Genomic DNA, 24,088 nt, shown 5'->3' with positions numbered 1-24,088 from the left:
CTTCATGCTGCTTTGTGTCTCGGTGCCTTTGTGGCCTCCTTCTTCCACAATAATCATTTTAATTCTACGAATCTTAGTTCTCTCTCACTTGAACATTGATTATTGAAAATTGTTTATTGAACATTTTTCTTATTCCTAAAAGAAGACCGCTATAAATATTTCTTCTCCGACCTAAACCTTCATCATTCGATATTCCTTGTTCGAAATTCTTCTGTTCTCTTCATCATTTAATAAAAAACACCCCCGATCCTTGACTATCAAAACATAATTCTTAAATTCCCTATTCAATCTGCCCGAATATGAAAACGGCCATCGAACATGGTTTCTAAAAAATATTTAATAGTACATCCTAAATAGTAAATAATCTATGTCATCACGCAGAGAGTTCCTGGCACAGGTAGGCGGCGCTACCGCACTGGGATTATTAGTATCAGCCTGTTCCAGCTCAAAGGCAGCAAGCAGTTCGGGCTCGCCTTTCTTTTATGAAATGTCACTGGCAGAATGGAGCCTGCACAAAGCCTTGTTTGCTAACAAAATCACCAACCTGGATTTTCCAGGCATTGCCAGAAAGCAATACGGCATCAGCGTGGTGGAATACGTCAACCAGTTCTTTAAGGACAAGGCCCATGACACAAAATACCTCAATGATCTGTTAACCCGTTGCAAGGATAATGGTGTGACCAACCACCTGATCATGTGTGATGGTGAAGGATCATTAGGCGACCTTGAGGCCGCCAAGAGAAAGCAGGCCGTGGAGAACCATTACAAATGGGTTGATGCTGCCAAATATTTAGGTTGCCGCACCATCAGGGTCAACGCCTTTGGTGAGGGCAGTGCAGAAGAAGTGCAGAAGGCAGCTATCGAAAGCCTGTCACAATTAGGTGAATATGCAGGTAAGGTAGGCCTCAACGTGATCGTTGAAAATCACGGGCACTATACTTCTGATGGCACCTGGATGGTAGGACTGATGAAAGGCGTGAACAGGAGCAATGTAGGTGTGCTGCCTGACTTTAATAATTTCTGTGTAAAAAGAGAAGGTGGAGGCACATGGACTGGAAAATGCATCGAAGAATATGACCGCTACAAAGGTGTGAAGGAAATGATGCCTTATGCAAAGGGTGCCAGCGCCAAGACCATAGACTTTGATTCCAATGGCAACTGCGTGGAAACGGATTATGTTCGCATGCTCCAGATCATTAAAGACTCCGGATTTAAAGGATATATCGGTATCGAGTATGAAGGGGAGAAGCTCGGCGAGGATGAGGGTATCAGGAAAACAAAGGCCCTGTTGGAGAAAGTTACGCCAACGCTAGCTTGAGTCGGTAGTCGGTAGTCAATAGTCGGGAGTCGGTAGCCAGGGAACCACGGTGACACAGCGGCACGGTGATGCACGGAGAAAATGCAGGCCACTAAGTCGCGAAGACACCAAGGAACGCGAAGAAGTGTGTAGTTTGTAGTGTGTAGATTGTTGTTCTTGAGGCAGTTTTCGGATAATGATTATGGTTGTTAGTTCAGAAAAACTTTTGATGGCGCATCAAGTCCAGGTCGGAGAGCTTTGAATTCATTTCTATCAAATATCAAATATTAAATTTTACATCTTACATCCTCATGTCTCCTAAACAAACTGTATTAGCATGGGTTGAGGCTTTCAACAGGACAGATGTTCAGGCCCTGGGTAAGTTGTACCATGATGAGGCCATCAATCACCAGGTGGTGAATGAACCTGTTGTGGGTAAGGAAGCCATTATTGCCATGTTTGAAAATGAATTTGCCAGGCAGAAATGGTATGTATGATCGAGAACCTTTTTGAGGATGATGAATGGGCTATATTGGAATGGAAGGATCCATTGGGACTTCGAGGCTGCGGTTTCTTCCAGGTGCGTGACGGCAAGATCCTGTTCCAAAGAGGATACTGGGATCGCCTCTCCTTTATGAAATTACATAACCTGGATGAATGGCGGGATTAGTTACTTTCCAACTTTGACTGGCGCTCTCTCCTTATCAACCTATCAACTTTTCAACTTTTTCCTTCACTTCTGTAACATTTTGTCCCACTTAACGACTATTCTTATAAACTAACCGCATTGCCACGACAGGAAATAGAAAAGCAGTTCGAAAAGCATATTCGTGAAAATGAATTGCTGATCTATAAAGTATGTCGCATGTACGCCTATACAGATGTTGACAGGCAGGACCTGTTCCAGGAGATCGTGATCCAGCTTTGGAAGGCCTATGCCAATTTCAAAGGCAACTCTTTGTTCAGCACCTGGCTATACAGGGTGGCCATCAACACAGCCATCACCGGCCTGCGGAAGAAAAAGGATTTTATTGATTCCTATGAGCCGGCCAGTCTTCCTGTGAACATTGGCGATGACAATAGTTCCGGTGCCGAGGAGGAACGCATGCAGCAACTATATACCGCCATCGCACAATTGAACCAGGTGGAGAAAGCCATCGTGATGCTCTATATGGAAGACCGCAGTTATGAAGAGATGGAGGAGATACTGGGAATGTCGCAGGGAAACCTGCGTGTGAAAATGAGCCGCATCAAAGACAAATTACGCCTAATGACAAAAAGCAATTGATCATGGAACTCGATGACCTCAAGCAATCGTGGAAAGAAACACCGATACCAAAACCTGTAAATAAAAACATCATGGAAATGATACAACACAAAAGTTATGGCCCCGTGGCGGCCCTGAAAAGAGGCTATAGAAAACAAATGGTCGTAATGGCCCTCATGCCCTTCATTCTTTTGCTTACCAATGCCAGTGACATCAGCAAGCCGCTCACCAGTGTTTTGTACTGGACCTATGTGGTCTTTGCCATCGGCGTCATATTGTTTGCGTACTACAATTACCGCATTGCAGAAAAAATGCAGGATATGAATGAGATGGTGAAATCCAACCTGGAACAACAGGTATCACTCTTACAAACAAGGTTGCGCTGGAAGATCATCGGGCTTCGCATTGCACTAATATTTTTTATTGTTATGATCGAAGTACTGCCCTATTTCCAGCACTATCGTATGCTGGATAAATGGCACTCACTGCCGATATGGGTACGCTATGCTGTTTACCTGGGCTTCATCCTTTTCCAATATGTCATGAGCCCTATAATATTGCAACGCAAGTTCGGCAGGCATTTAACTTATTTGCAATCGCTGGTTAAGGAAATGGAGTAGAGGTTTTGAAAAGTTGATAGGTTGATAGGTTGACAGGTTAACAAGAAGGAAAGGATAAAGTGTAAAGTTTTTATGAATATCATTCGGTTACACTATACGGTTAGTAAGTTATTTATTTGCAATAAAAAAGACCAACTAATCTGTATTAATACAATCTGCAATTGTTCACCCTTTTTCCTGCCTTCAAATAAGTAAGGGCTGCAATCGCTCACCCTCTCACCTTGTCATCCTGAGGAACGAAGGATCTATGGTAAAAGCATAAGCGACTTGTATATTTTTGAAGTTGGTACGACCTAAAACAAAAACAACGTAAACGTTTCTATTTAATTGATTGCTCAATAGCCCTTCAGGGCAATGTCATCGCCTTAGTTCAGTTCAAAGATCCTTCGTTCCTCAGGATGACAAAAAACCAGTGTTTATTTTCTGCAGTCAGAACTCAAATCAAAATTTTAATAGTTGATTCGTTGAGCAGACTAGGCGTATGAATCACGACCATTGAGCTTAAAACTGCCTGCATGGCACACCTTTAAACCTGTAATCCTTGGGCACAAGGGATCAGTGGTACATGCATAAGTAACGTTTGAACCAGTAATGCATGTTTGGCATAACAAAAACAGTTGTGGATGATTCAATCACGTTGGGGACGCCAACACACGTACCGTTTTTTATCACTTAATCGGTCGGTTAATAATTCAAAACATTATTAGGTACTAAGGCCATGGTAGCTGAATTAAATCCCCCTCTGGCAAGTTTTCAATGTGCGGAGAAACCGAGGTCCCCCTTTGCAAAGGGGGAAAGCAGGCACTCCGCATTTCGGACAGGTACTAAGGGGGATTTCGTTCAGTGAGAAATGCTTTTTAAGTATGTACACACTTACTATAAAATGCATACGCTGCTCCACTGCAGTTCAAAGATCCATTCTTCGTCAGGAGAACAATAAAAAACGTTTATTCGTTGTAGTTAGTCTATTATAAATCATAAACTGTCCCGGGAACTACAAACTTTCCTGGCTCAAGACTACAGACCCCCGACTTACTTAGTGTTGCTTTGTGCCTTAGCGTCTTAGTGGCAAAAATCTCCGTGCCCCGCCGTGCCGCTGTGACGCCGTGGTTCCTTTTTTTTCGACTCCTGACTACCGACTCCTGACTACCGACTCTTCTCCATCCTGGTTCTCAAACCTCATCGAAAACATGGTTCCCTCTCCCTCAATGCTGGCCACTTTAATAATGCCACCATGCAGTTCAACGATCTTTTTGGTAATGGATAATCCAAGACCCGTACCAGGATATTCAGCCTTGCCATGGAGCCGCTGGAAAGATTCAAAGATCTTTTCGTAGTTCTCTTCGTTGATGCCGATGCCATTGTCTGCTACATGCACCCAGGTATATCCATCAACTACGTCAGCGCTGATATGTATCTCCGGCTGCTGCTGATTGAATTTAAGTGCATTGCCAACCAGGTTATAAAACACCTGCACAAGGTAGGGCTCATTACCTTTTATGGTTGGCAGGGGCGCCATATGAATGAGTGCGTTTTTTTCTTTAATGGACAGCTCCAGGTCTTCAAGCGCTGTATGTACAGGTTTGTTAAGATCTGTTGGAACCAGTTCTATTTTGCTGTTCAAAGAAGACAAGGTCAGTATATCCTTAATCAATAATTGCATTCGGCCGGAAGCATCAATGATCTTTTCGGCATAGCGCCTGCTGGGTTCATCAAAATTCTTCTTATTACGGTCATGCAGCAGGTTGGTGAAGGCGGAGATCTTTCTCAATGGTTCCTGAAGATCGTGCGAAGCAATAGAAGCAAAGGCCTCCAGGCCCCGGTTGGCCTCGGCCAGTTGTTTTTCGGTTTCCTTGCGCAGGGCTATCTCGTTTTCCAGTTCAATGATGCCCTTCTGGGAGAATGCCTGTGGCAATACCTTGATCAAATAATACACTGTCAGCAGGCTGGTAACTCCCGTTAAAAAACGCACCAGCGCATTCATGCGGTACATCGGTAACCAGAACATCATGGCATCGAGGAAATGCGTGGAACCACAAAGCAGGATAAATGCTGCGAACCAGAGGTAGGCCGCCTGGAAGCGTATGCCTGTTTTCTTTTTTAAAAAATAGCGCAGGATGATCAGGGGAATTAAAAAATAGGACAGCCAGATCATCAGGTCGCTGGTAATATAGAGCCAGCCATGAAAATCTGTCCAGTTGCCACAATGCCACCTGGCAGGCCATTCGCTGGTAGAGAATAAATTTTTAAAAAAATCTATGACACCATTCATATGTTAGGATATCAATTTTAAAAGCGCTAAAATAACCAACCCTTGGTTGTTTTAACCAGAAACAAACCCCGGGGTTTGCTTATAATTTCCAGGGGGTCAATTATGTTACATATCATGCTTGTTCAATGATGCTCATTATTAAACAATATTATGAGTAACCATTTGCCATTTGGTTTTTTCCTGTTTAAATGATAGAATCCAAAACCACAGGATCTGTTCCTGGTGAAGAAATCGTCCTGGATGAACATCTAATACCTTAAAAGGTTCGTTTTCATTATCTTGCCTGTAACTTAACCACTCAAATCATTTGAATTCAATATTCTCCGAAGAGTTCAAGGGCGAACAATGGTATAAAGACCTTTTTGATAATGCCCATGACCTGATCCACATTGCGGATCCTGGAGGAACATTGATATATGTGAATAAGGCCTGGGAGCAGGTATTGGAATATTCACTATCTGAGATCCAGAACAAATCCATTTACTCTTTCATTGACCAGGCAGACAAAAAGAATTTTGAGCATTACAGGGCTGCTGTGTTGCAGGGCATAAAGCCTCCCAGGGAAGTAAAGGTTTCACTGGTTGCCAAATCGGGCAGGCAAGTCACTGTGGAAGGCTTTCTTTCATTAAAGTCTGATAATGGCCAACCTTTATATACCAGGGCCATATTCCGGGACATCACTTCAAAAATTGCCAATGAAGCACGCCTGGAAGCCTTTAACAAGGAACTGCAGGAAAGAGAATTCAACCTGCAGCAGCTACTGCACTTTGCGCCGGATGCTATAATTGCTATTAATACGGAAGGAATTATCAGTTTCTGGAACCCTAAAGCAGAACAAATTTTTGGCTGGTCCCAACAAGAAGTAAAAGGCAAGTCCCTCGCAGAAACCATCATTCCTCCTCAATACAGGGAAGCGCATAACCAGGGCATGAAGAGATACCTGTCAACAGGCAGGGCCCAGGTGATGGGCAGATCTATAGAGGTAACCGCCCTGAATAAAAAGGGTGATGAATTTTATGTGTCCCTCACCATTTCTTCGGCCATACAGGATGGAAAGACCACTTTTATTGCCTTTCTCAGGGATATCAGTGAACAGAAAAGGAATGAGCTGGAACTGGATAAAAAAAGAAAGGAGTTGGAACAGACGAACCAGCACCTGGAACAGTTTGCCCACGTAGCCAGCCACGACATGAAAGAACCCATTCGCAAGATCAGTCTCTATAGCCAGATGCTGATAGATGATAAGGACAATACATTGTCACCTGCATCGGAAGAGAATCTCAAAAAGATCCGCAAGGCAGGTTCCAGGCTCACACAAATGGTAGAGGGGGTATTGAATTATTCCCAGTTGAAGAATTATAATGAATCTTCTGAAGATATTGCCTTAGCTGATATACTCTGTACTATAGAAACCGACCTGGAATTGTTGATCAGGGAAAAACAGGCTAAGCTTCAGTATGGTGGTTTCCCTTTGTTCAGGGGTGTGCAGTTTCTTATTTTCCAGCTCTTTTATAATTTGATCAATAACTCGCTCAAGTTTTCCAGTCCTGGGGTAAAGCCGGTAATAGCTATTACCCATAGGATCATTGAGGGAGATGCAGGTAATACCTTCATTGAGATATCTGTTACAGATAACGGCATTGGCTTTGATCAAAAATATGCCGAAACCATTTTCAACACCTTTGCCAGGCTTCACTCCAGGAGCCAATATGAAGGTACCGGGCTGGGACTGGCCCTGTGTAAGAACATAGCCGAAAAGCACGGAGGTACTATCCGCGCCGAGAGCAGGGAGCCGGGCGCAGCATTCATTGTTACCCTTCCTTTCTGAAATTATTTGCCTAAGCCCGGTCTCCTCCCTATCAAGGCCCTATCTACTCCCTGTCTGGAGTATAGATACTGCGTGATCATCACGCACTAAGTATAGCGTAGGTAGGGAGATGATAGGGCTTTAGTAAGGATGAGGAGGACAGGAAGAATATCGAACAGATGAACAAGGAATATCGAATGATGAAGTGAGGTTAGGTTGGAGAGGCATTGTTCATTGCGGTCCTGGCTTGGGTTGAAGGAGGAATAATGCTCAATGAGCAATGCTCAATGTTCAATTTTCAAGGAAGGGAAAAGGTTACGGGTCAATGAATTAGAGAGGAAAACGGACAAAAACGGCCAATACGGACAAAACCGGTTATTTCCGGTCAAATCGGTCAAAAACGGCCAAAACGGACATAGGGGTTTTGAACTGAGAGGGATTTTCAAAAACTTGCAGCTATAAAACCGATATCATATGGCAAAGCAAGTAGGCTACATCAAGGCAACAGGTACAGTGGATGATAACGTGAACTTTTATTATGACCCTGAATGGGGCTACCTGGTACGACTGCTTCCAGGAGTGGACTCAAAGCGCTACTGGAGCGATCCTGCCTTTGAAGGAAGCCGCAGAAGCGCAGAGAGGTTTGGTGTGGGCAATATCATGTCTTCGATCCTCTACCGCTTTGTACCGGTAAAAAGAAGGTACAGGCATTTGTTTAAACAGGTAAGGACCATAGCCATTATTTGTTTAAAGCAGGGAATGGCTAAAGGAGATGTATTCACTGCCCTGTACCATTTCCTGGAAGAACTACAGCGTATCTCCCTTACCCAAGATCAGTTTACCCTGCTGCTCTCTTCCTTTGAAGCGGAACTGGATCAAAGGCTGAAAGAGCCAAAGCCCGAAAAGCCAAAGAAGCTAAAGAATAAGCTGGATATTAAAGTGGAAGGACCACTCAGTGATGATGACAGGGAGTTCATGGAGCTATACATGAATGATTATGACTGGAAGGTGAGGTTTGAAGGAGACTTTCCACCGGATTATATGATCCCATTGTTTTTGCTTAAGCATGCTGTTTAAGCGTTTCTGGTTTTTAGTTTTTTGTTTCTGGTTCGTTAGGTCAGAGTGAACTACTGGGTGCAGACAAGCTTTATAGTATACATCTTTGCGATTCCTTTGCGAACATCTTTGCACTCTTTGCGTTACTGAGTATCGCCAAGTGCGCAAAGAGAGAGCCACGCAAAGAATACGCAAAGGGTTCCTGGTTAACCACAATAATTCATTTCTAGTTTAGGTTGAAGAGGATTTATTGTTTTGATGATTGCTTAGCTTTTTATCATAGATCCTTCCTTCGTCAGCATTATAGCATATGAGGGTGAGTAGGACAGACAGTACTTATTAATGAAGTCATATTACACAATACATCCCGCTTTTGCGGGATCTTTGGACTGTATTAGAACAGCGTATCATACCTATAAGACTCTTGAGCCATCTTAAAATAGAATCCGTTTACTTTATTAATTTAGGTCGAAGAGGCTTTAATAGTACAATGGTCGCCCATGTGGTTACCACAGATGCTTCGTGCCTCAGCATGATCCCGCCATTCGTCGGGACAGGCAAGTCAGAGGTGATCGATTACAGGCAGAACTATAATCGAAGATCTAAATTCAATCATTTATACTTTTCGAATTAAGGTATGATTACAAAATATGCACCCTGGTTGTTTGTCATTCCGCCGCCTTGGCTGTAAATCTTAATCTAAATGACAGCGCTACATGCTATAAAGTTTCTTCAACTTATAGACTCTTGACTCCCGACTCCTGACTCCGGACGCCTTTGTGCCTTAGTGCCTTTGTGGCCCAATGCTCTCCGTGTCCCTCCGTGCCGCTGTGTCACCGTGGTTCCTCTCTCTAAACGGGTAGTAGCACAAAAAACACCGATCCTTCCCCCGGTTTGCTTTCTGCCCTGATCTTTCCCTGGTGGTTCTCCACTACTTTTTTAACGATGGACAGCCCGATGCCGGTGCCAGCGTATTCATGCTTGCCGTGCAGGCGGGTGAAGAGCTGGAAGATCTTTTCGGCATGCTCCTGCTCGAAGCCAATACCATTGTCCTTCACTGTTACCTGGTAATAATCGGTATTGTTCTGTCGAATGCTCGAGCCGCAGATCTCAATTTGTACCGGCTCTGTGAGGCTGGAATATTTCAATGCGTTGGAAAGCAAGTTCTGGAAAAGCTGCTGCAGCTGGCGGCGGTAGCCATGAACTGTAGGCAGGTCTACCAGGCGTACGGTGGCGTTTTTCTCCTGTACTTCCAGGGCCAGGTCTTCCAGTATCTGGCGTATGAGGGCATCGAGATCCACTGCCTCTTTTTCATCAGGCAGGGTTCTCAGTTGGGAATAGGTCAGCAGGTCGTCCACCAGGAGGCCCATGCGCACATTGGCCGATTCGATGCGGGAGAACAGTTGCTGCTCATTGTCTGAGAGTTTGGGTTGCAGTTCATTTTTCAGACGCGTGATAAAGAACTGCACCTTGCGGATAGGTTCTTTCAGGTCGTGGGAAGCTACATGGGCAAATTCTTCCAGTTGCTCGTTGGAGCGTTCCAGTTCTTTGATCTTATGTAATAATTCCAGCTGCAGGTGTTTCAGCCTTGTGAAATCAGTAAAGTGTACAACCACTTCGTCTCCCAGCTTCACCGCATTCATTTCATTATACAGGTCAAGGCCGTCGGCGTTATAGTGGATCTCCCAGTTGTCATCCTTACCTGTTTCAAAGGTCTTTGCCACATTGGTAAAGCTGGAGGTTTCAAAATAGCTGGGGAATACCTCGCCCACCTTGCGATCGTTTAATGCTTCGGGTGTGGTATGGGCATAGTTGGCGTAGGCCTGGTTGGTCAGCTTGTAGCGGAAGTCAATGATCCTGTTGTTTTCCAGTATAGGCACCAACACCTGCATCGGTTCTTTGGAAAGGTTGATCAGTTGCTGCAGGTAATTGTTGGACTGCAGCAGGGCCTCGTGGGCTTCTTCCAGCTCGCGGGTGCGCAGTGCCACGATATCCTCGATCTTTTTGCGGTCTACAACGTGCGCCGTGGTTTCGGTGCAGGTCACAAATACGCCATTGATCTTACCCTCATCGTCGTAAACAGGGCTATAGCTGAAGGTCCAGTAAATATCTTCCATGCGCCCGTTGCGGTAAAAGGGCACCAGCTGGTCTTCAAAAAAAACAGGAATGCCCGTGGTGATGACCTGTTGTATCAGGGGACCAATAAATTCCCAGATCTCCGGCCATACTTCTTTGCCTCTTTTGCCAATGGCCGGGTGTTTTCCTTCAATGCCCAGGCTGGGGCGGAAGGCATCGTTATAAAAACAGGTAAGATCCGGACCCCAGAACAGGAACATGGGGAAGGCTGAATGCAGCAGGATGCCGAGGGTAGTGCGCAGTGCCGGGGGCCATTGATCCATGTTGCCGATGGGTGAATCTGACCAATCCTGCTGAAGGATCAATGCACCCATTTCGCCACTGTCCTGCAAAAAGGGGTAGGTCTTGCCTGGTATAGGGATAGTACTCAAAATTTCGTAAGGTTTCTGAACCGGGAGGTTGAAATTACTAGATTTTGGTTTACGCAGGGTGCAGGGCAGGGCGTTAAATTATCCGGACTGCAACAATCCCCGGATTCTTATGAAGATGCTAACAACTTTACGCCTTAACTTTCGTTGTAATACAAACACATACACTCAACTAATAAAGGCAGTTATGAAAAAGGGCATTTTGTTTTTATTGATCGCATTCAGTTTCACGGCAAAGGCGCAAAGCCTGAAAGACCTGTTGTACAGCGGGAAGCTGAGAAACGATTCCAATTCCGTGGTGCGGAAGACCGACGACCTGAAGAGTAAGATAGATACTACCGACCGTAAGGCGGCAGCCGAAAAAGCGGCAGCCAGCCAAACCGTAGTGGCCGTGATACCCAGTGATTCTTTGAAGAAAACCAACCTGCCGGCAGATGCCAATGCTACCGTGGCAGCATCAAAACCAGCGGTACCTGGCCAGGCAGTTCCGGCTAATGATTCCACTGTCGCAGCACCTGTAGAAGCTGTGACCCCACCGGCGCCAGTGAAGACCAATAGTAAGATCTGGAAAGAATATACCGAATCGCTGGTGACCACCCTGAAGGCCGAAGTATTGTCCAATAAAAAAGTGAAGAAGGAAACCTATTACGTGCTGGCAGATTATGAAATTGGAACTGATGGCAAGGCGGAACTGACCAACCTGACCGTTTCCCCTGACAATGCCTTCCTGCTGGAGCAGGTGAAGAAGCGCTTAGCCGACAATCCACCCGCATTTACCCCTGTCATGGACAGCAGCAACCAACCAAAAAAGGTAAAGCGGAAGTTTAATTTTTACCTGACAAAGGAGTGAAGAGGGATAAAGTCAAAAGTCAAAATTAAAAAGTAAAAATGTGTAGCAGGATGGAGATCCCTTGGGATGGTTTATAGCGATAATATTGAAAGAATAAGTTTACTGTAGGAATCAGTTAAGTAATAAAAAAAGCCTGCGTTTGCAGGCTTTTTCATGGGTGTTTTCCAACAATATATTTTCCTGTTGAAAGCTTTGTCTATGGGTTAGCTCTGTGCCCAGGTTTGTGCACCTTCGGCTTGTTTTGCAAATTTGTTCTTAGCCTTACCCAATGCATCAGAGGCCTTGTCTTTTAATGAGCCAAGCTGCTCGTTTACTTCTTCCTGGTTTACTACATAATATACGACTCCAGCTACTGCTGCGCAAACAAGGGCTCCTATTAAGATCTTTGACATAATATATATTTTGTAATACTCATGCAATCCTGGTGCCACGGTTTAGGTTGAATGCCTGGGAACAGGACGCCCCAGCCCAGGGTCATTTATCAGGATTTTTGCCCACAAAGTAAGTCAGCCCGGGACGTATAGAATCAGTACTCCCTTATGCAAAATAATTCCAGGCATGTAACCCAGAATGGCATAACAATTGTAATTATAATAGTACAAGTTGTTCAATTCATTTTTATTCATTTATTAGTTTATTGAACAATCAAGCAGTTTTAGGTACTTACGTATTTATAACTGTAAGAAAGGGCAATCGAAAGATTGCCTTTTCGTTTTTGGGGTAGGTCTTCATCGCTTTGTGCTTGCATGGTACACATTAGTATTTATACATCATTCAGGTAAAAGTTTGTACCTTAATAGTGTCCTCCTATTGATCAGCCTTCTTCGCCCCCTCTGATGCACTGAACACTGCTTTTATTCATTCACTAAATACTTCAGCAATGAAACGATTACTCATTCTAACCGCTACGGGTTTTTTTTCTATGATGCTTTGCCAGGCCCAGAACACAAAGCCGGTGCAGGCCGCCAACGCCACCAGTATGGGGCAGCTTCATAATGGTCCTGTACATAACATTTCCATTGGCAATATGATGTATGCACAAAAAGTGATACAGCTATGGAAGGATTATGATAATAATACCCTGGACAATGTTGGCGACGTGCTGGCCGACGATGTGGTAGCTACTTTCCCTGATGGCTCTATGGTAAAGGGGAAAGACAATTGGGTAAAGATGGTCAAAGAATATCGTAGCAATTTTAGTTCAGTTTCAAGTACCGTAATGGCTTGTACAACTTTAAAGTCACCCGACGATCCAGAGCATGAAGTAGTAAGCATCTGGGGCGAAGAAAACGATACCAACAAAGACGGTACTACTGTGAAAACCCATTTGAACGAGGTTTGGTTTTTTAACAAGCAGGGCAAAGTGGCCATGTTCCATCAAATGGCGGCAAAGGACCAACCTGATAAAAAGAATTAGAAGTAAATGAAACTATAGGAAAGGGCGATCGGGAGATTGCCCTTTTTTTGTTATTTGTGTGTACTAACAATGACTATTGACATTCCTTAAAATTTCATATATCAAATGTTTTTCCTACTCTCTTTTTGAAAAACGTACGAATGCAAGCTTATGTTAAAAAAGCCTGCAATTACTATTGTGTAGTTAATAATAAAATCACATATTGCACCTTAAACCAAAACACCGTTCATTACCTTATGAGAAAGTTTTTTCTTGTTGCATTCCTGCTCTCAACTTCTTTTTATTCGTTTAGTCAGATTAAAGACACCGCTATTTTAATTATTCCTTGTAAAACTGGCGAACTGGTTATTGATGGGGTCTCGAAAGGGAAAATAGAAGCTGAAGATGTACACAGAGTAACCCTAGGATATGGGGACCATTACATTCAACTAAAAACTGAAAATGTAAAAATCAATTCTACAGTAAAGATTGATAATACTCTTTCAAGTAATATTCTAAAGTTAGGTTGTGAAGTAGCAAATACAAATAGTATAAGACTTGTTGATAAGCAAATTTCTTTATCTGGCTCTTTATTAAATAATGACGAGGATAATTATTTTGCTTTGGACGAAGGAGATGAGTTGAAGATTCAATCTTCGGTATTAAACAAAAAAGGCAGCGCTAATATTTCTATCATAGAATATGATAATGGAATGGAAATTTATAAAAAAAGCTCTTTTACAGTAATTCAAAATGAAACGGTAAGAATTCCTAAAAGAAGCATTTATAAAATTGTTTTAAATACTGATGCTTTGTTTGGTAAAGATGCAAGATTAATAGTAGAAAGAGTTCCTTCAAAAAACAGCAAACCCGATTTTAAAACTACAGTACATTATGTACTTGATACTATTGCTACAGAAGTCTTAAATACTACTAACCGTGTATACTCTACCTCAAATGTTGATCATTCTAATAAAACATCCATTAGAATTAATCTACCAGCAACAACAACATATTGGGCCTACTGGATTGGAGTAGGCCAGGAGTCGAAAGATAAGATGAAAGGTTTTATTTCAACGCTTTCCAACGTTGGAGAGATTTTGGGAGCTAATCCATTGTTTTTATTTGGAATGAAATTGATTCCTTCCCTACCAATGTTGAATACAACTTCTACCATCAACTATAAATTTATGGATGCTATAAATGCACAACTATTTCAAAATAATATGAATTACTCCTATTACACATTTAAATACGGCAATAATATTTCTACAGACTATTCATTGGTAAATCAAGTAACCAAAGATTTAACACTTTCCTTATGGAATGAAAACACTATGACTGGTCAGGATGTGGAAGTGAGAGTTATGGCGTTTAGTGTAAAGAAAAGATTGGAAATGGATTTATGAAAATGTGCCAACTTCCAATATTTTTTTACACTTATACAATAACTTCGAGTGATATAGTCTATACGTATGTAAATTATTACACTTAATAATTATAATCCAGTAATTCGGATTTTTAATTCTGCAGATGTATTTATAATTTGGAGAAAAAATATATAATTATGGGCCCTATTGGATTCAATGAGCTATTAATTCTTGTTTTTATATTAATTGTATTGATTATTATTCCAGTAATATTTATTTATAAATATGGAAAGCAAAAAGGCAGATTAAAGGAATTGGAACGCCAAATGCAAAAAGGCGGAAATACTACTGAGGTTTAATTGTTTTGAGTCTTTCTTAAAGATTCAAAAGTTGTATCGAAGCCTATGTTTCATTAAGTTATTCATTGAAGGATGAAACTCTTTTTCATTTGGTAATTTAATTTGTATGCCTTCAAATTGTTTTATTGAATATGCATTTTCGCCTTCGTGAAAGGATTTTACTATTACACGATACTCCTCATTGATGGCAATAAGGCCTCTGTCAAAGGCACGGTGTAGGTTAGGGCATAATGAAAGTCCATTACTTATTGTGTCATCACCAGACTCAGAAAAAGGAACAATGTGACAAGCGTCAATCATTTGTACTTCTTTGTCTGTAATAATTCGCATTCCAGAGATACAGCAGGTGTAGTTATAAATTTTAGGTATTTCTTTTTTAAAGACACCACCACGTATAAAAATTTCTTCTTCATCAAAGTAGGCAGCTTTGGTTTTATAAGAAGCTGGCGGTTCGTGCAATATCTGGTTAATAATTGTAGTAATTAATTCATTATTGGCAGATAGATTATGTGTTGAAGGAAAGTAGGTAGATAAAATGGTTTGCTTAAGTATTTCACGTGTATGTTGATTAGTCAATATTGTAAAAAGATCTTCATTGAAAGAGGCATAGTCTATCACTTCTTTTAACTGAGCAAAGCTTTTGATAGAATGTGATGCCGTTAAGAGGATTTCTCTACCAATTCACGTATGCAAATGCCAGAACCCATCACTTTTTAAATGATAGAAAGGTAGGGCGAAATTGGAGCTAAATGTTGTAGAGTGAACGAGTCGATGCCATAAATCTTTGAATGTAGCAACGAGATCGGGGTCAATGTAGATTTTATTGTTCTTTATTTCTCCTTTATCTATTCTGGTAATAATTGCTAATAATAAAACAGGTTTATGTGGCGCTGAAATGCCATTAATTTTAGCTGTTCGCAGACGGGAGAATTTTTTTATATAGGAGGGGAGATAGTTCATAAATAGAACAACTAACCGAAAATAGGATTATTCAGAAGTAATAGATGGGAGTCTGCCAAAATTATTCTGGCATCTTTGTAATCTTAAAAGAAATAAAATAGGTGAGTCATATATTAAGGTTTGAATGATTCATTATGTATTTTTAAAAACTCTCTTGAGGGAGGAAATTTTTTAGGAATGGCTATCGGTTTGCCGTGATACTGTTGAAAATATTCAGATCCTATTTTATCCTTTTTTTTAATTACAGAAGATATTTTAATGGTATAATCTTCTGCTGATATTGTTAGTAGCCCAGCATCAAAAGCTTTGTCATGCAGAGCATTTAGGCAAAGTCCGTTCATAGGATTGAGCCTGTTATCTTTAAACATACTCCAAGAGGTGATATGGCTGGCAATCAATAAAATGGGCTCCCCTAGGCCTGTAATGCAACACTTGTTATTGTAATTTGATAATACTAATTGACGAAATCGATACTGGTTTACTCGTGTGTTAACAAGGCGCTTTATGTCAAGCCCTTTTTCATATTTAGATATTTCGTTCAAATAAAGTTCTTCCACATTGATTTTCTTGGCGTTTGCCAACAGTTTTTCACTTTCTTCAAAGGCATCATCCCAATTATTGTAAAATTGATTCCATACTTCTTTATCAAGATTGCCGGAATTGGCAGCCCCTTTGATTCCTCGCTTTTGCAGATTAGGATCAAGGCTGGCAAAGTTCACTAGCTTAAAGGCAACAGAACCGGGTGTTCGTTTTATAAGAGTGGCGAGTTCAATTACCTGCGGGTTGCGGCTATGCATTTTACCGAAGGGTAATTTCGCATAAAGATTAATGGCAAGAAGAAGTTCATCTTTTGTCCAAAAGCGTTGGCCAGGTTTCATGAGTACTTGTTTTGCTTAAAAGAGTGTTCATAAGTACCCTTATGATTAAAATACTAAGTGTATAACTATCTGGCATTTATTATAATTCCATTTAACTGTAAGTATTTGTTTGTTTTAACTCACCAAACCTATTATCAAATGTGGAAGCCCCACAACTACACCAATTCCATAAAGAAGGTCAAGCCAGAAAAATGAGCCCAGTGCTCCTAGATAGATAAGGCCAACTATTGGATAGGCAACTGTTTTAACCCATACAGGTGTCCCTTCTTCCTTCAAACTATTCCAGATTGACTGGGCATCACCGGTGCTGGGAAAGGCATGCATGGCGATTGAAACACCGAAATAAAGGAGCACGTAATCAAGTGGTCCGCCATTATTAAATTCCATCACGGGCAAGGCTGCGGGAAGGGCTATAAATGCACCTAATAATGTATTAACAATGAAAGGGCCAATTCCAATCATCAGCGATTGCCATTTATTGGCGGGTGCTTCATGCAATACATAACCAGCGGGGTTCTTAGCCTGGAAATACACTACTTCGAATACGGGTATTTTATAGAGGCGGCAAAATAGCTGGTGGGCCAGTTCGTGAACAATAACACCGGGGAAGGTAATAAGCGTAATAAGAATGCCTGGAATAAACATACAATAGGGTTTTTAGTCTCTGAATTTTTCTTTACCGGAAACAATATTGCTTACATAGTCAAATGATTCCATTAGCGAACTGTCTTTTTGGGCCATGGCTATCAGGGCATCCCGTTTTGGAATGTCGTTCCGGTAATGATAAATGAGCGCCATGGTGGCCAGTCCATATGGTGAAGAAGGATTAAGGTTAAGGCTTTGACGGGCATCTTTAAATGCTTCTCCGTCCTTATGCTGTTTTAAAAGCGTTCGTGCCCTGGAAGCTATAGCATAAGCATCTTCCTTATTTAATGCCAGGAGCTGGTTTATAAAATAGTAAGAGGAGTCAAATTGCAGTTGATCACGTTTTAAAGGAATTTTAATTACAAGCGCATGGGTATGAAAGGGGTTATCCTTTAATACCAGGTTTAACGCACTGTCAGCGCCAGCAAAATTCTTTTGATCATATAATAGGCTGGCATACCTGGTCAAAGCATAGGCATCGTGCGCATTACTGTCAAAATAATTCCTGTAATCTGTTTCAGTTAGCTGCCCTTGTTTTTTCTCCAGTAGGAGGTTAAAAGAGTCAGTAGGCAAAAGAGTTCCCATGCGGTTCAACACGTCTGTAACATCCTTAAAAAGATCCTGGTCTTTTACTTCCTTGTTCTCGATTATTTTATAAGTTGAAAAAACTGTTTTATAGTCTTCATTAAAAAATGCTGCGATCAGCAGGCGGCACTGAGCTTCGGTATAATGAGGCTCATGATCTACTACCTGTTGCAATTCTTTTTGGGCAGTATAATATCGTTGTTCCGAAGCAGCTTTAATGCCTTTTTGTAAATGAACGCCAGTTCGGATCTGTCCCGGAAGGGAAACGAGTGAAAAAACCAGCAACAGCAGGATGCCAGCTCCAAATGCCCTGATCCATTTAGGAATGGGAAAATTGATAAACTGGGCGCGGCAGGATTGGCATAAGGGTATTTTCCCTTCCATTACAGGAAGCGCAACCTGACAGTTACGGCATACATTAGCAGCAATAGGTTCCGGAGATGGTTCAATTTCATCTACTGGATTCATAAGGTAATTGTTTTGGTGCGCCAATGTAATGAAGATTATTAAATAATAAAAGAACCTAATGTTTTATTTATGATCTCTAATTGCTTTCAGCAGGAAAGAAAACACTTGCGAATCATAAATTATAGAAAAGCAACTACCGCTTATGTGTTTGTTAGTAAGATGAAAGAATCTGTAGATTTGAACAAATCAATTACATGCATAGATATTTTAGCCTGATCATGTTTATAGGATTGACCCTTGCTTCCGGTACACTCAGAGCCCAAACAGGAAATGCTGAAAACAAATTATCCAGGCCATGAATGAAGCAGCGGAGCAATGGAACAAAGGAGACCTGGACGGCTATATGGCTTTATATGATACATCAGCAACCATGATGCTGCCAAAGGGTAGAACCAAAATAAATGGCATGCGGGAGCTGTATGAGCAATATTACTTCGAAAGCGGCAAGCCCAAACAATTGCTTGGGTATGATACTTATGAGTTCACTGCACTGGGGAAGGACTATGCCTTGCTTACCGGCCGTTTTATACTGAAGGCCAATGAAAAGATGAAGGAAAGGACCGGCACCTTTTCCCTGGTCTTTGTGCACACAGCCAATGGCTGGAAAATACTGCATGATCATTCAGGTTGATTGATCAATTATCACGGATTGCAAATTGTTAGGACACGGCCATAGACAGAAGCTCCTTCAAAATTTTAGCCGACACCATTGAAGATGAATAGTTTTGCAAGGTGGAGCCTATTTTACATAACCCCGTTTACCAGGGTTTAATATCCGGAGATCAGCATCTAAGTTTGGGTTCAGAAAACGTACGATTCTTTGATGAAGCAGTATCTCCTTTTGTCGCATTCGAAGAAGGGTATGAGAATGGATTTGAAGAACTCTACGATCTGTTACCGCCCGGGCGGACTATCCTGTACGCTATTCCTCAACCCATAGAACCACCAAAATGCTGGCAATTGCTGCATGAAATAAATGGCGTTCAAATGGTCTATGAGCCGGGTAGTGATGTCATGCAAAATTTCTTCATGCCTGTTCCATTGGATAAACAACATACAGCAGAAATGGTGGAGCTGGCAAAGCTTACCAAACCCGGTCCCTTTGGCCTGCGCACCATTGAGTTTGGTCACTATTACGGGATCTTTGACCAGGACAAACTGGTGGCCATGACAGGACAGCGCCTGCACCCGCAACAATATACCGAGGTGAGTGCCGTATGCACGCATCCCGAACACCTGGGCAAGGGCTATGCCTCCGCACTGGTGCAGCACCAGGTGCAACTGATATTGCAACAGGGCCAGGTACCTTTTTTACATGTACGCGGTGATAACAATAGAGCGATTGCACTCTATGAAAGGCTGGGATTCAGGATCAGCCGCAATATGAATTTTTATTTCATGAGGCGGTTGTAATCATTAATACTGTAATGATCATTCAACAATAGATCTTGTTTCATTGATCTTTTTTGAAAGATGTAAAGAATACCCTTTTAACAGGTACAACTGTCTTCCGCAATTATTCCTGGTAAAAAATTTCAGCCTTAGCTATATCAGCACCCAGGAAAAGGGCAGTTGTATATTGTTGCCTGAACACCAGGGGAAGTCCCCTATTATTATAGCTTTCAGCAGTTATCGCATTATTCCGGCTATAGTCTCTTGCTACAAACATAAATACCTCATGAGTTCTTTGAGGGTTTACCTGGTTATCATACACCAACGGTATGGATTGCCCCTGGGGCGTGTATCCTGTTCTTGCCAGGTTCCCATTACTATCATAGTTATAGAAATAATCATGACTAACGTTATAAAATACCTGGTGAATTTTAGTTATCCTGCCCTGGCTGTCATAACTATAATAGTTTATCGATGTATCCATGCCAGGTTGAGGTATTTCACCCAGCATCTGTCCAAAATATTGAGTTGTATCACCTATTATGTTTCCTTTCTGATCATAAACAAATTTGTACCAGTCAAAATATGAATTTGTATACGATTTGATGGCATCCGTCAACTGGTGCTTTTGATTGTATTTAAACAACCAATTGGTAGTTTTGTCACCAGTGCTATTGAAATCAAACAGTATTCTAACAGGGTCACCCCATTTATTGTATTCAAAAACACCTGTTCTTGTTGGAACATAATAGAAAGGCAGGTCATGCTGAATTATTTTTTGGATCCTCGCCTTCTTTACAGTTAACTTTTCACGTGCGCCGGTTTTGTTTGCGGTGTTACCCTCCTGCAAGCCAGGATCTTGTAACAATTCAGTATTCTTTTGACAGCTGGTAAGGTAAGTGCAGATCAGCAGGAGGATAAGCTTTCTCCAGGTAATTTGTTTAAGGTTCATAACAGTTGGTTTTGAGTGATCAATTTTGATTTGACCAATTTGGTTAAGATGAAATGTGTTGTAAGGTTGGTTTACAGAAGGGTCGTATGGGATGCGATCAGAGAATACAGTGATAGAAAGTATTAGTAATATATGACAATTTGCTGATATAATAACCGGGCATCATGGGGCACTGAAATTTTATTTCATGGATCCTTTGCTAATGTTATCTCACACTGCCCTGGATGTAACCTAATTATTTTATCGCTTGCTATTGCTTTAATGCAACACTTAAAAGCAATCGTCAACTGGCAGGATAGGAATTCCTCCTACTTTTGAAACTATGTTCGGGGAATTGCTATCCAATATCAGTGAGAAGGTTGCACTTACAGGCGAAGAGCAGGAACTGCTAAAGTCATACTTCACTCCCAAGAAGCTGCGGAAAAAGCAATACCTGCTGCAGGAAGGGGATGTATGCAAATACCTGGCCTTTACCGAAAAAGGCTTGCTGCGTTTGTATAGTGTGGATCAAAAGGGTATTGATCATATGATCCAGTTTGCCTGGGAAGGCTGGTGGATCGTGGACATCTATAGTTACCTTACAGGTGAACCTTCTGCCTACAACATAGATGCTATTGAAGATGCGGAATTGTTGTTGATCCCGCACAGCGGATTTGAAGAGATGATGGTGAAGCTTCCAAAAATGGAACGCTACTTCCGCATACTTTTCCAGAACAATATCATTGCCAAAGAGCGCAGGTTGATCAGTTCCATTTCTTACGGGGCTGAAGAAAGATACAACCTACTGGTGCAGTCAAACCCCGGGATCATCCAACGCATACCCCTGAACCTGGTGGCTTCCTACCTGGGTATTACACCCGAAACCTTGAGCCGCATCAGGCGCCAGTTATCACAGAAAAAGTAGCGCTACAGGCTGGTTATTCCTTCTTAACGCTTGACATTTGTCAAGACTGTTTCTTATCGTTTGTCAACCCCGGTGGAGGCAGCCGGGGGTAGCTTTGTGTCTCAAAGAGATAAATGGCCAAGAAAGAAATGATAGCAGTAATAGGGGCGGGTGGTGAAAATGCCCGGCTGGTGGTGAGCCGCCTGGCCAGCACAAACCGGCAGATCCTGATGATGGATGCAGATGCTGCCAAACTGGACACCTTTTTTCAATCCCTTTCCGCCCTACCTGTTGTGGCACACATAGAGATCCTCAGCTGTTGCCGTGAAGCTTCCTGGGAGGCAGACATGATCATCCTGTCTGCTGATATTGAAGACGCCAACGCTGTCATGGAAAAGATGAGGGAAGTGGCAAGGAATAAGGTGGTGATCATTCTATCCGAAAACGGTGATCATCCATTTGGCTCCTTGACAGATGCCCTGCCATTCTCCAGGATCGTGATGGTGCAAATGCACCTGGATGCGAATAAAGACCATCCCTCGGTGCTTATAGAAGGAACCAATTGCGATGCCACTACTTCCGTAGCCGCGCTTTTTGAATCCATTGGCCTGGTCACAGCAGCACATAGTTTACAATAAACAAATCATACAATAACATTAATTCAATAACACATGAAAGAACAGGCATTATTAACAACATACCAATTAGGACCCATAGCATTACAAAACCGTATGGTGATGGCGCCTATGACACGTAGCCGTTCCAACAACGAAGGCAATGTGGCCACCGCCATGACCGCTGAATATTATGCACAAAGGGCATCGGCCGGGCTGCTGATCACTGAAGGGACATTTGTAAGTCCTATGGGCGTGGGCTTTATTAATGTTCCGGCCATTTACAGCGAAGCACAGGTGGAAGGATGGAAGTTGGTAACCGAAGCGGTGCATGCCAAAGGCGGGAAGATCTTTGCGCAGCTATGGCATGTGGGCCGTATGTCGCACCCCGACCTGCTGAATGGCCAGCTGCCGCATGCTCCATCAGCCATCAATCCTAATGGCAAGGCCTATACACATAATGGTTTTGTTGATACGGTGACGCCGAAGGAAATGACGGTTGAAGAGATCAGGGAAACCATCCAGGATTTTAAGAAAGCGGCGGCCAATGCGGTACAGGCAGGATTTGATGGGGTGGAGTTGCACGGAGCGAACGGCTATTTGCTGCACCAGTTCTTTGTGGGGGCTTCTAACCAGCGCACCGATGCCTATGGCGGCTCAATTGAGAACCGCGCCCGCATTCTTTTTGAATTGCTGGATGAATTGAAAGAGGTGATCGACTTAAGCAGGGTAGGTATCCGATTTAATCCTTCTGCGCATAACCTGTTTGGAATGCAGGTAGATGAACAAACTATCCCAACCTTTGAATACATCATTACGCGCCTGAATGACTATGGCCTCGCCTATGTGCATTTGACAGAGCCATTTACATCGGTTGAAGATGTGCCTTTTGCAGTTGCGGGTGTTGCAAAACATTTTCGTCCCCTGTACCAGGGTACACTGATCATCAATAAAGGATTTACACAGGAGACAGGTAACAGGGTGATTGAAGAAGGTGATGCAGACCTGGTGGCCTACGGTGTGCCCTTTTTATCCAACCCTGACCTGGTAGAGCGCTTCAGGAATAACGTGCCATTGAATGCGCCGGACACGGCAACTTTTTATACCACGGGTGCCAAAGGATATATTGATTACCCGGTGCGTACAGCACAAACTGCCTGAACGTAGCTTAATGTTATAATAATAGTTATTTAAGAAAAAGGAATAGATAATGAAAGTAGAAATATGGTCTGATATCGTTTGCCCGTTTTGTTATATAGGCAAACGAAAATTTGAAAAAGCAATGGAAGGCTTCGGAGCCAGTGACCAGGTGGAGATCGTTTGGCGCAGCTTCCAGCTGGATCCGGATATGGAATATGTGCCCGGCCAATCGGTGCATGAATACCTGGGCAGTCGCAAAGGCGTCAGTGCCAAAGAAGGCAAACAGATGAATGACAGCATGGCTGCTATGGCCAGGGAAGTGGGGCTGGAATACAATTTTGACAAGGCGGTCATCAACAATACCATGGATGCCCACCGTTTGCTGCACCTGGCTAAGACTAAAGGTTTGCAAAATGAAATGAAGGAACGATTATTTAAGGCCTACTATACTGAGGGAAAAAATACAGGTGACCTGGAAACACTGGTTACTCTTGGAGCTGAAGTGGGCCTGGATGCTGAAGAGGTAAAGAATGTGTTGCAGACAGATGCCTACAGGCAGCAAGTGAACCTTGACCAGTATGAAGCCCAACAGGTAGGCGCCCGTGGTGTACCCTTCTTTGTATTCAATAATAAATACGCTGTAAGCGGTGCCCAGCCAACCAATGTGTTCACCCAGGTGTTGGAAAGGGTATGGGAAGAAGAAAAGCCAGCGCTGGTGACTGGTGATGAAGCAACAGCTGGGTTCTGTACCCCTGATGGCGTTTGTAATTAAT

General features: G+C 42.5%; 26 protein-coding genes. 17 read left to right on the top strand and 9 right to left on the bottom strand.

Annotated elements, in window-relative coordinates; translation table 11 throughout:
- Positions 1-367: 367 nt before the first annotated feature.
- The 5 genes from BP74_RS14230 to BP74_RS14210 all read left to right on the top strand — a co-directional run bounded on the left by BP74_RS14230 (position 368) and on the right by BP74_RS14210 (position 3,184).
- A complete protein-coding gene (locus BP74_RS14230) occupies positions 368-1,318 on the top strand; it encodes a sugar phosphate isomerase/epimerase family protein (protein WP_496375018.1) in 951 nt (316 codons plus the stop codon).
- Between the two features lie 290 nt (positions 1,319-1,608).
- Positions 1,609-1,794 (top strand): YybH family protein, encoded by a 186-nt coding sequence (locus BP74_RS14225; RefSeq protein ID WP_496375017.1) that lies wholly within the window; start codon positions 1,609-1,611, stop codon positions 1,792-1,794.
- Positions 1,791-1,967, top strand: a complete 177-nt coding sequence (locus BP74_RS14220) for a nuclear transport factor 2-like protein (RefSeq protein WP_496375016.1) — start codon at positions 1,791-1,793, stop codon at positions 1,965-1,967. The genes BP74_RS14225 and BP74_RS14220 overlap by 4 nt, the downstream gene beginning before the upstream one ends.
- A gap of 117 nt (positions 1,968-2,084) precedes the next feature.
- On the top strand, positions 2,085-2,585 hold the full coding sequence (locus tag BP74_RS14215) for a sigma-70 family RNA polymerase sigma factor (RefSeq protein ID WP_496375015.1): 501 nt from the start codon (positions 2,085-2,087) through the stop codon (positions 2,583-2,585).
- Between the two features lie 2 nt (positions 2,586-2,587).
- The gene (locus BP74_RS14210) at positions 2,588-3,184 is read left to right on the top strand and encodes a hypothetical protein (RefSeq protein ID WP_496375014.1); all 597 of its coding nucleotides are present in this window, start codon (positions 2,588-2,590) and stop codon (positions 3,182-3,184) included.
- A gap of 1,132 nt (positions 3,185-4,316) precedes the next feature.
- Here BP74_RS14210 and BP74_RS14205 read toward each other — a convergent pair.
- Positions 4,317-5,456 carry a sensor histidine kinase gene (locus BP74_RS14205; protein WP_496375013.1) on the bottom strand — a complete coding sequence of 380 codons (1,140 nt, stop codon included), beginning with the start codon at positions 5,454-5,456 and terminating at the stop codon, positions 4,317-4,319.
- Between the two features lie 307 nt (positions 5,457-5,763).
- Here BP74_RS14205 and BP74_RS14200 point away from each other — a divergent pair, with 307 nt between their 5' ends.
- Both BP74_RS14200 and BP74_RS14195 read left to right on the top strand, forming a co-directional pair.
- Positions 5,764-7,284: a PAS domain-containing sensor histidine kinase gene (locus BP74_RS14200; RefSeq protein ID WP_496375012.1), complete on the top strand. Its 1,521-nt coding sequence runs from the start codon at positions 5,764-5,766 to the stop codon at positions 7,282-7,284.
- A 453-nt stretch (positions 7,285-7,737) separates the two neighbouring features.
- Positions 7,738-8,340, top strand: coding sequence for a hypothetical protein (locus tag BP74_RS14195; RefSeq protein WP_496375011.1), 603 nt, complete (start codon positions 7,738-7,740; stop codon positions 8,338-8,340).
- A gap of 830 nt (positions 8,341-9,170) precedes the next feature.
- On the opposite strand, the gene BP74_RS14190 is transcribed toward BP74_RS14195, so the two are convergent.
- Positions 9,171-10,826 (bottom strand): ATP-binding protein, encoded by a 1,656-nt coding sequence (locus BP74_RS14190; RefSeq protein ID WP_496375010.1) that lies wholly within the window; start codon positions 10,824-10,826, stop codon positions 9,171-9,173.
- A 184-nt stretch (positions 10,827-11,010) separates the two neighbouring features.
- On the opposite strand from BP74_RS14190, the gene BP74_RS14185 reads away from it, so the two are divergent.
- Positions 11,011-11,673, top strand: coding sequence for a hypothetical protein (locus BP74_RS14185; protein ID WP_496375009.1), 663 nt, complete (start codon positions 11,011-11,013; stop codon positions 11,671-11,673).
- A 203-nt stretch (positions 11,674-11,876) separates the two neighbouring features.
- Here the strand turns inward: BP74_RS14185 and BP74_RS14180 are convergent, their stop codons facing one another.
- Positions 11,877-12,065 (bottom strand): hypothetical protein, encoded by a 189-nt coding sequence (locus BP74_RS14180; RefSeq protein WP_496375008.1) that lies wholly within the window; start codon positions 12,063-12,065, stop codon positions 11,877-11,879.
- A gap of 488 nt (positions 12,066-12,553) precedes the next feature.
- On the opposite strand from BP74_RS14180, the gene BP74_RS14175 reads away from it, so the two are divergent.
- From BP74_RS14175 to BP74_RS14165, 3 genes are all read left to right on the top strand, one after another.
- Positions 12,554-13,090, top strand: a complete 537-nt coding sequence (locus BP74_RS14175) for a Cif family virulence factor (RefSeq protein WP_496375007.1) — start codon at positions 12,554-12,556, stop codon at positions 13,088-13,090.
- Between the two features lie 236 nt (positions 13,091-13,326).
- Positions 13,327-14,478 carry a hypothetical protein gene (locus tag BP74_RS14170; protein WP_496375006.1) on the top strand — a complete coding sequence of 384 codons (1,152 nt, stop codon included), beginning with the start codon at positions 13,327-13,329 and terminating at the stop codon, positions 14,476-14,478.
- 158 nt (positions 14,479-14,636) lie between these two features.
- Positions 14,637-14,798 (top strand): hypothetical protein, encoded by a 162-nt coding sequence (locus BP74_RS14165; protein ID WP_496375005.1) that lies wholly within the window; start codon positions 14,637-14,639, stop codon positions 14,796-14,798.
- Between the two features lie 24 nt (positions 14,799-14,822).
- Here the strand turns inward: BP74_RS14165 and BP74_RS14160 are convergent, their stop codons facing one another.
- The 5 genes from BP74_RS14160 to BP74_RS14140 form a co-directional block, all read right to left on the bottom strand.
- Complete coding sequence (locus BP74_RS14160; protein WP_496375004.1) at positions 14,823-15,416, bottom strand: HNH endonuclease; 594 nt, start codon at positions 15,414-15,416, stop codon at positions 14,823-14,825.
- Between the two features lie 63 nt (positions 15,417-15,479).
- Positions 15,480-15,758: a phosphorothioated DNA-binding restriction endonuclease family protein gene (locus BP74_RS14155; protein ID WP_496375003.1), complete on the bottom strand. Its 279-nt coding sequence runs from the start codon at positions 15,756-15,758 to the stop codon at positions 15,480-15,482.
- A 113-nt stretch (positions 15,759-15,871) separates the two neighbouring features.
- The gene (locus BP74_RS14150) at positions 15,872-16,636 is read right to left on the bottom strand and encodes an HNH endonuclease (protein WP_496375002.1); all 765 of its coding nucleotides are present in this window, start codon (positions 16,634-16,636) and stop codon (positions 15,872-15,874) included.
- 114 nt (positions 16,637-16,750) lie between these two features.
- Positions 16,751-17,281: a DUF3267 domain-containing protein gene (locus BP74_RS14145; RefSeq protein WP_496375001.1), complete on the bottom strand. Its 531-nt coding sequence runs from the start codon at positions 17,279-17,281 to the stop codon at positions 16,751-16,753.
- A 12-nt stretch (positions 17,282-17,293) separates the two neighbouring features.
- Positions 17,294-18,334 carry a tetratricopeptide repeat protein gene (locus BP74_RS14140; RefSeq protein WP_496375000.1) on the bottom strand — a complete coding sequence of 347 codons (1,041 nt, stop codon included), beginning with the start codon at positions 18,332-18,334 and terminating at the stop codon, positions 17,294-17,296.
- A 295-nt stretch (positions 18,335-18,629) separates the two neighbouring features.
- On the opposite strand from BP74_RS14140, the gene BP74_RS14135 reads away from it, so the two are divergent.
- Both BP74_RS14135 and BP74_RS14130 read left to right on the top strand, forming a co-directional pair.
- The gene (locus BP74_RS14135; RefSeq protein ID WP_496374999.1) at positions 18,630-18,965 is read left to right on the top strand and encodes a YybH family protein; all 336 of its coding nucleotides are present in this window, start codon (positions 18,630-18,632) and stop codon (positions 18,963-18,965) included.
- A 101-nt stretch (positions 18,966-19,066) separates the two neighbouring features.
- Positions 19,067-19,747, top strand: a complete 681-nt coding sequence (locus tag BP74_RS14130) for a GNAT family N-acetyltransferase (protein ID WP_496374998.1) — start codon at positions 19,067-19,069, stop codon at positions 19,745-19,747.
- A gap of 103 nt (positions 19,748-19,850) precedes the next feature.
- On the opposite strand, the gene BP74_RS14125 is transcribed toward BP74_RS14130, so the two are convergent.
- Entirely contained in the window at positions 19,851-20,678 is an 828-nt protein-coding gene (locus BP74_RS14125; protein WP_496374997.1) for a hypothetical protein, read from the bottom strand.
- A 322-nt stretch (positions 20,679-21,000) separates the two neighbouring features.
- Here BP74_RS14125 and BP74_RS14120 point away from each other — a divergent pair, with 322 nt between their 5' ends.
- From BP74_RS14120 to BP74_RS14105, 4 genes are all read left to right on the top strand, one after another.
- Positions 21,001-21,582, top strand: coding sequence for a Crp/Fnr family transcriptional regulator (locus BP74_RS14120; protein ID WP_496374996.1), 582 nt, complete (start codon positions 21,001-21,003; stop codon positions 21,580-21,582).
- A gap of 113 nt (positions 21,583-21,695) precedes the next feature.
- Complete coding sequence (locus BP74_RS14115) at positions 21,696-22,199, top strand: NAD(P)-binding domain-containing protein (protein ID WP_496374995.1); 504 nt, start codon at positions 21,696-21,698, stop codon at positions 22,197-22,199.
- 33 nt (positions 22,200-22,232) lie between these two features.
- Positions 22,233-23,336: an alkene reductase gene (locus BP74_RS14110; protein WP_496374994.1), complete on the top strand. Its 1,104-nt coding sequence runs from the start codon at positions 22,233-22,235 to the stop codon at positions 23,334-23,336.
- Between the two features lie 49 nt (positions 23,337-23,385).
- Positions 23,386-24,087, top strand: coding sequence for a DsbA family oxidoreductase (locus BP74_RS14105; protein ID WP_496374993.1), 702 nt, complete (start codon positions 23,386-23,388; stop codon positions 24,085-24,087).
- Position 24,088: the final 1 nt, after the last annotated feature.

The organism is Flavisolibacter ginsengiterrae DSM 18136, assembly GCF_059568575.1.
Note: the sequence above shows the minus strand (reverse complement) of the source record. Positions and strands in the feature narration are given on the sequence as shown.

What these genes read in the sequence shown, in the direction of transcription:
- BP74_RS14165 (WP_496375005.1), top strand. Translation starts at nt 14,637, where the DNA reads ATGGGCCCTATTGGATTCAATGAGCTATTAATTCTTGTTTTTATATTA.
- BP74_RS14105 (WP_496374993.1), top strand. Translation starts at nt 23,386, where the DNA reads ATGAAAGTAGAAATATGGTCTGATATCGTTTGCCCGTTTTGTTATATA.
- BP74_RS14195 (WP_496375011.1), top strand. Translation starts at nt 7,738, where the DNA reads ATGGCAAAGCAAGTAGGCTACATCAAGGCAACAGGTACAGTGGATGAT.
- BP74_RS14125 (WP_496374997.1), bottom strand. Translation starts at nt 20,678, where the DNA reads ATGAACCTTAAACAAATTACCTGGAGAAAGCTTATCCTCCTGCTGATC.
- BP74_RS14145 (WP_496375001.1), bottom strand. Translation starts at nt 17,281, where the DNA reads ATGTTTATTCCAGGCATTCTTATTACGCTTATTACCTTCCCCGGTGTT.
- BP74_RS14110 (WP_496374994.1), top strand. Translation starts at nt 22,233, where the DNA reads ATGAAAGAACAGGCATTATTAACAACATACCAATTAGGACCCATAGCA.
- BP74_RS14170 (WP_496375006.1), top strand. Translation starts at nt 13,327, where the DNA reads ATGAGAAAGTTTTTTCTTGTTGCATTCCTGCTCTCAACTTCTTTTTAT.
- BP74_RS14115 (WP_496374995.1), top strand. Translation starts at nt 21,696, where the DNA reads ATGGCCAAGAAAGAAATGATAGCAGTAATAGGGGCGGGTGGTGAAAAT.
- BP74_RS14120 (WP_496374996.1), top strand. Translation starts at nt 21,001, where the DNA reads ATGTTCGGGGAATTGCTATCCAATATCAGTGAGAAGGTTGCACTTACA.
- BP74_RS14155 (WP_496375003.1), bottom strand. Translation starts at nt 15,758, where the DNA reads ATGAACTATCTCCCCTCCTATATAAAAAAATTCTCCCGTCTGCGAACA.
- BP74_RS14140 (WP_496375000.1), bottom strand. Translation starts at nt 18,334, where the DNA reads ATGAATCCAGTAGATGAAATTGAACCATCTCCGGAACCTATTGCTGCT.
- BP74_RS14225 (WP_496375017.1), top strand. Translation starts at nt 1,609, where the DNA reads ATGTCTCCTAAACAAACTGTATTAGCATGGGTTGAGGCTTTCAACAGG.
- BP74_RS14205 (WP_496375013.1), bottom strand. Translation starts at nt 5,456, where the DNA reads ATGAATGGTGTCATAGATTTTTTTAAAAATTTATTCTCTACCAGCGAA.
- BP74_RS14175 (WP_496375007.1), top strand. Translation starts at nt 12,554, where the DNA reads ATGAAACGATTACTCATTCTAACCGCTACGGGTTTTTTTTCTATGATG.
- BP74_RS14220 (WP_496375016.1), top strand. Translation starts at nt 1,791, where the DNA reads ATGATCGAGAACCTTTTTGAGGATGATGAATGGGCTATATTGGAATGG.
- BP74_RS14135 (WP_496374999.1), top strand. Translation starts at nt 18,630, where the DNA reads ATGAATGAAGCAGCGGAGCAATGGAACAAAGGAGACCTGGACGGCTAT.
- BP74_RS14150 (WP_496375002.1), bottom strand. Translation starts at nt 16,636, where the DNA reads ATGAAACCTGGCCAACGCTTTTGGACAAAAGATGAACTTCTTCTTGCC.
- BP74_RS14230 (WP_496375018.1), top strand. Translation starts at nt 368, where the DNA reads ATGTCATCACGCAGAGAGTTCCTGGCACAGGTAGGCGGCGCTACCGCA.
- BP74_RS14210 (WP_496375014.1), top strand. Translation starts at nt 2,588, where the DNA reads ATGGAACTCGATGACCTCAAGCAATCGTGGAAAGAAACACCGATACCA.
- BP74_RS14185 (WP_496375009.1), top strand. Translation starts at nt 11,011, where the DNA reads ATGAAAAAGGGCATTTTGTTTTTATTGATCGCATTCAGTTTCACGGCA.
- BP74_RS14180 (WP_496375008.1), bottom strand. Translation starts at nt 12,065, where the DNA reads ATGTCAAAGATCTTAATAGGAGCCCTTGTTTGCGCAGCAGTAGCTGGA.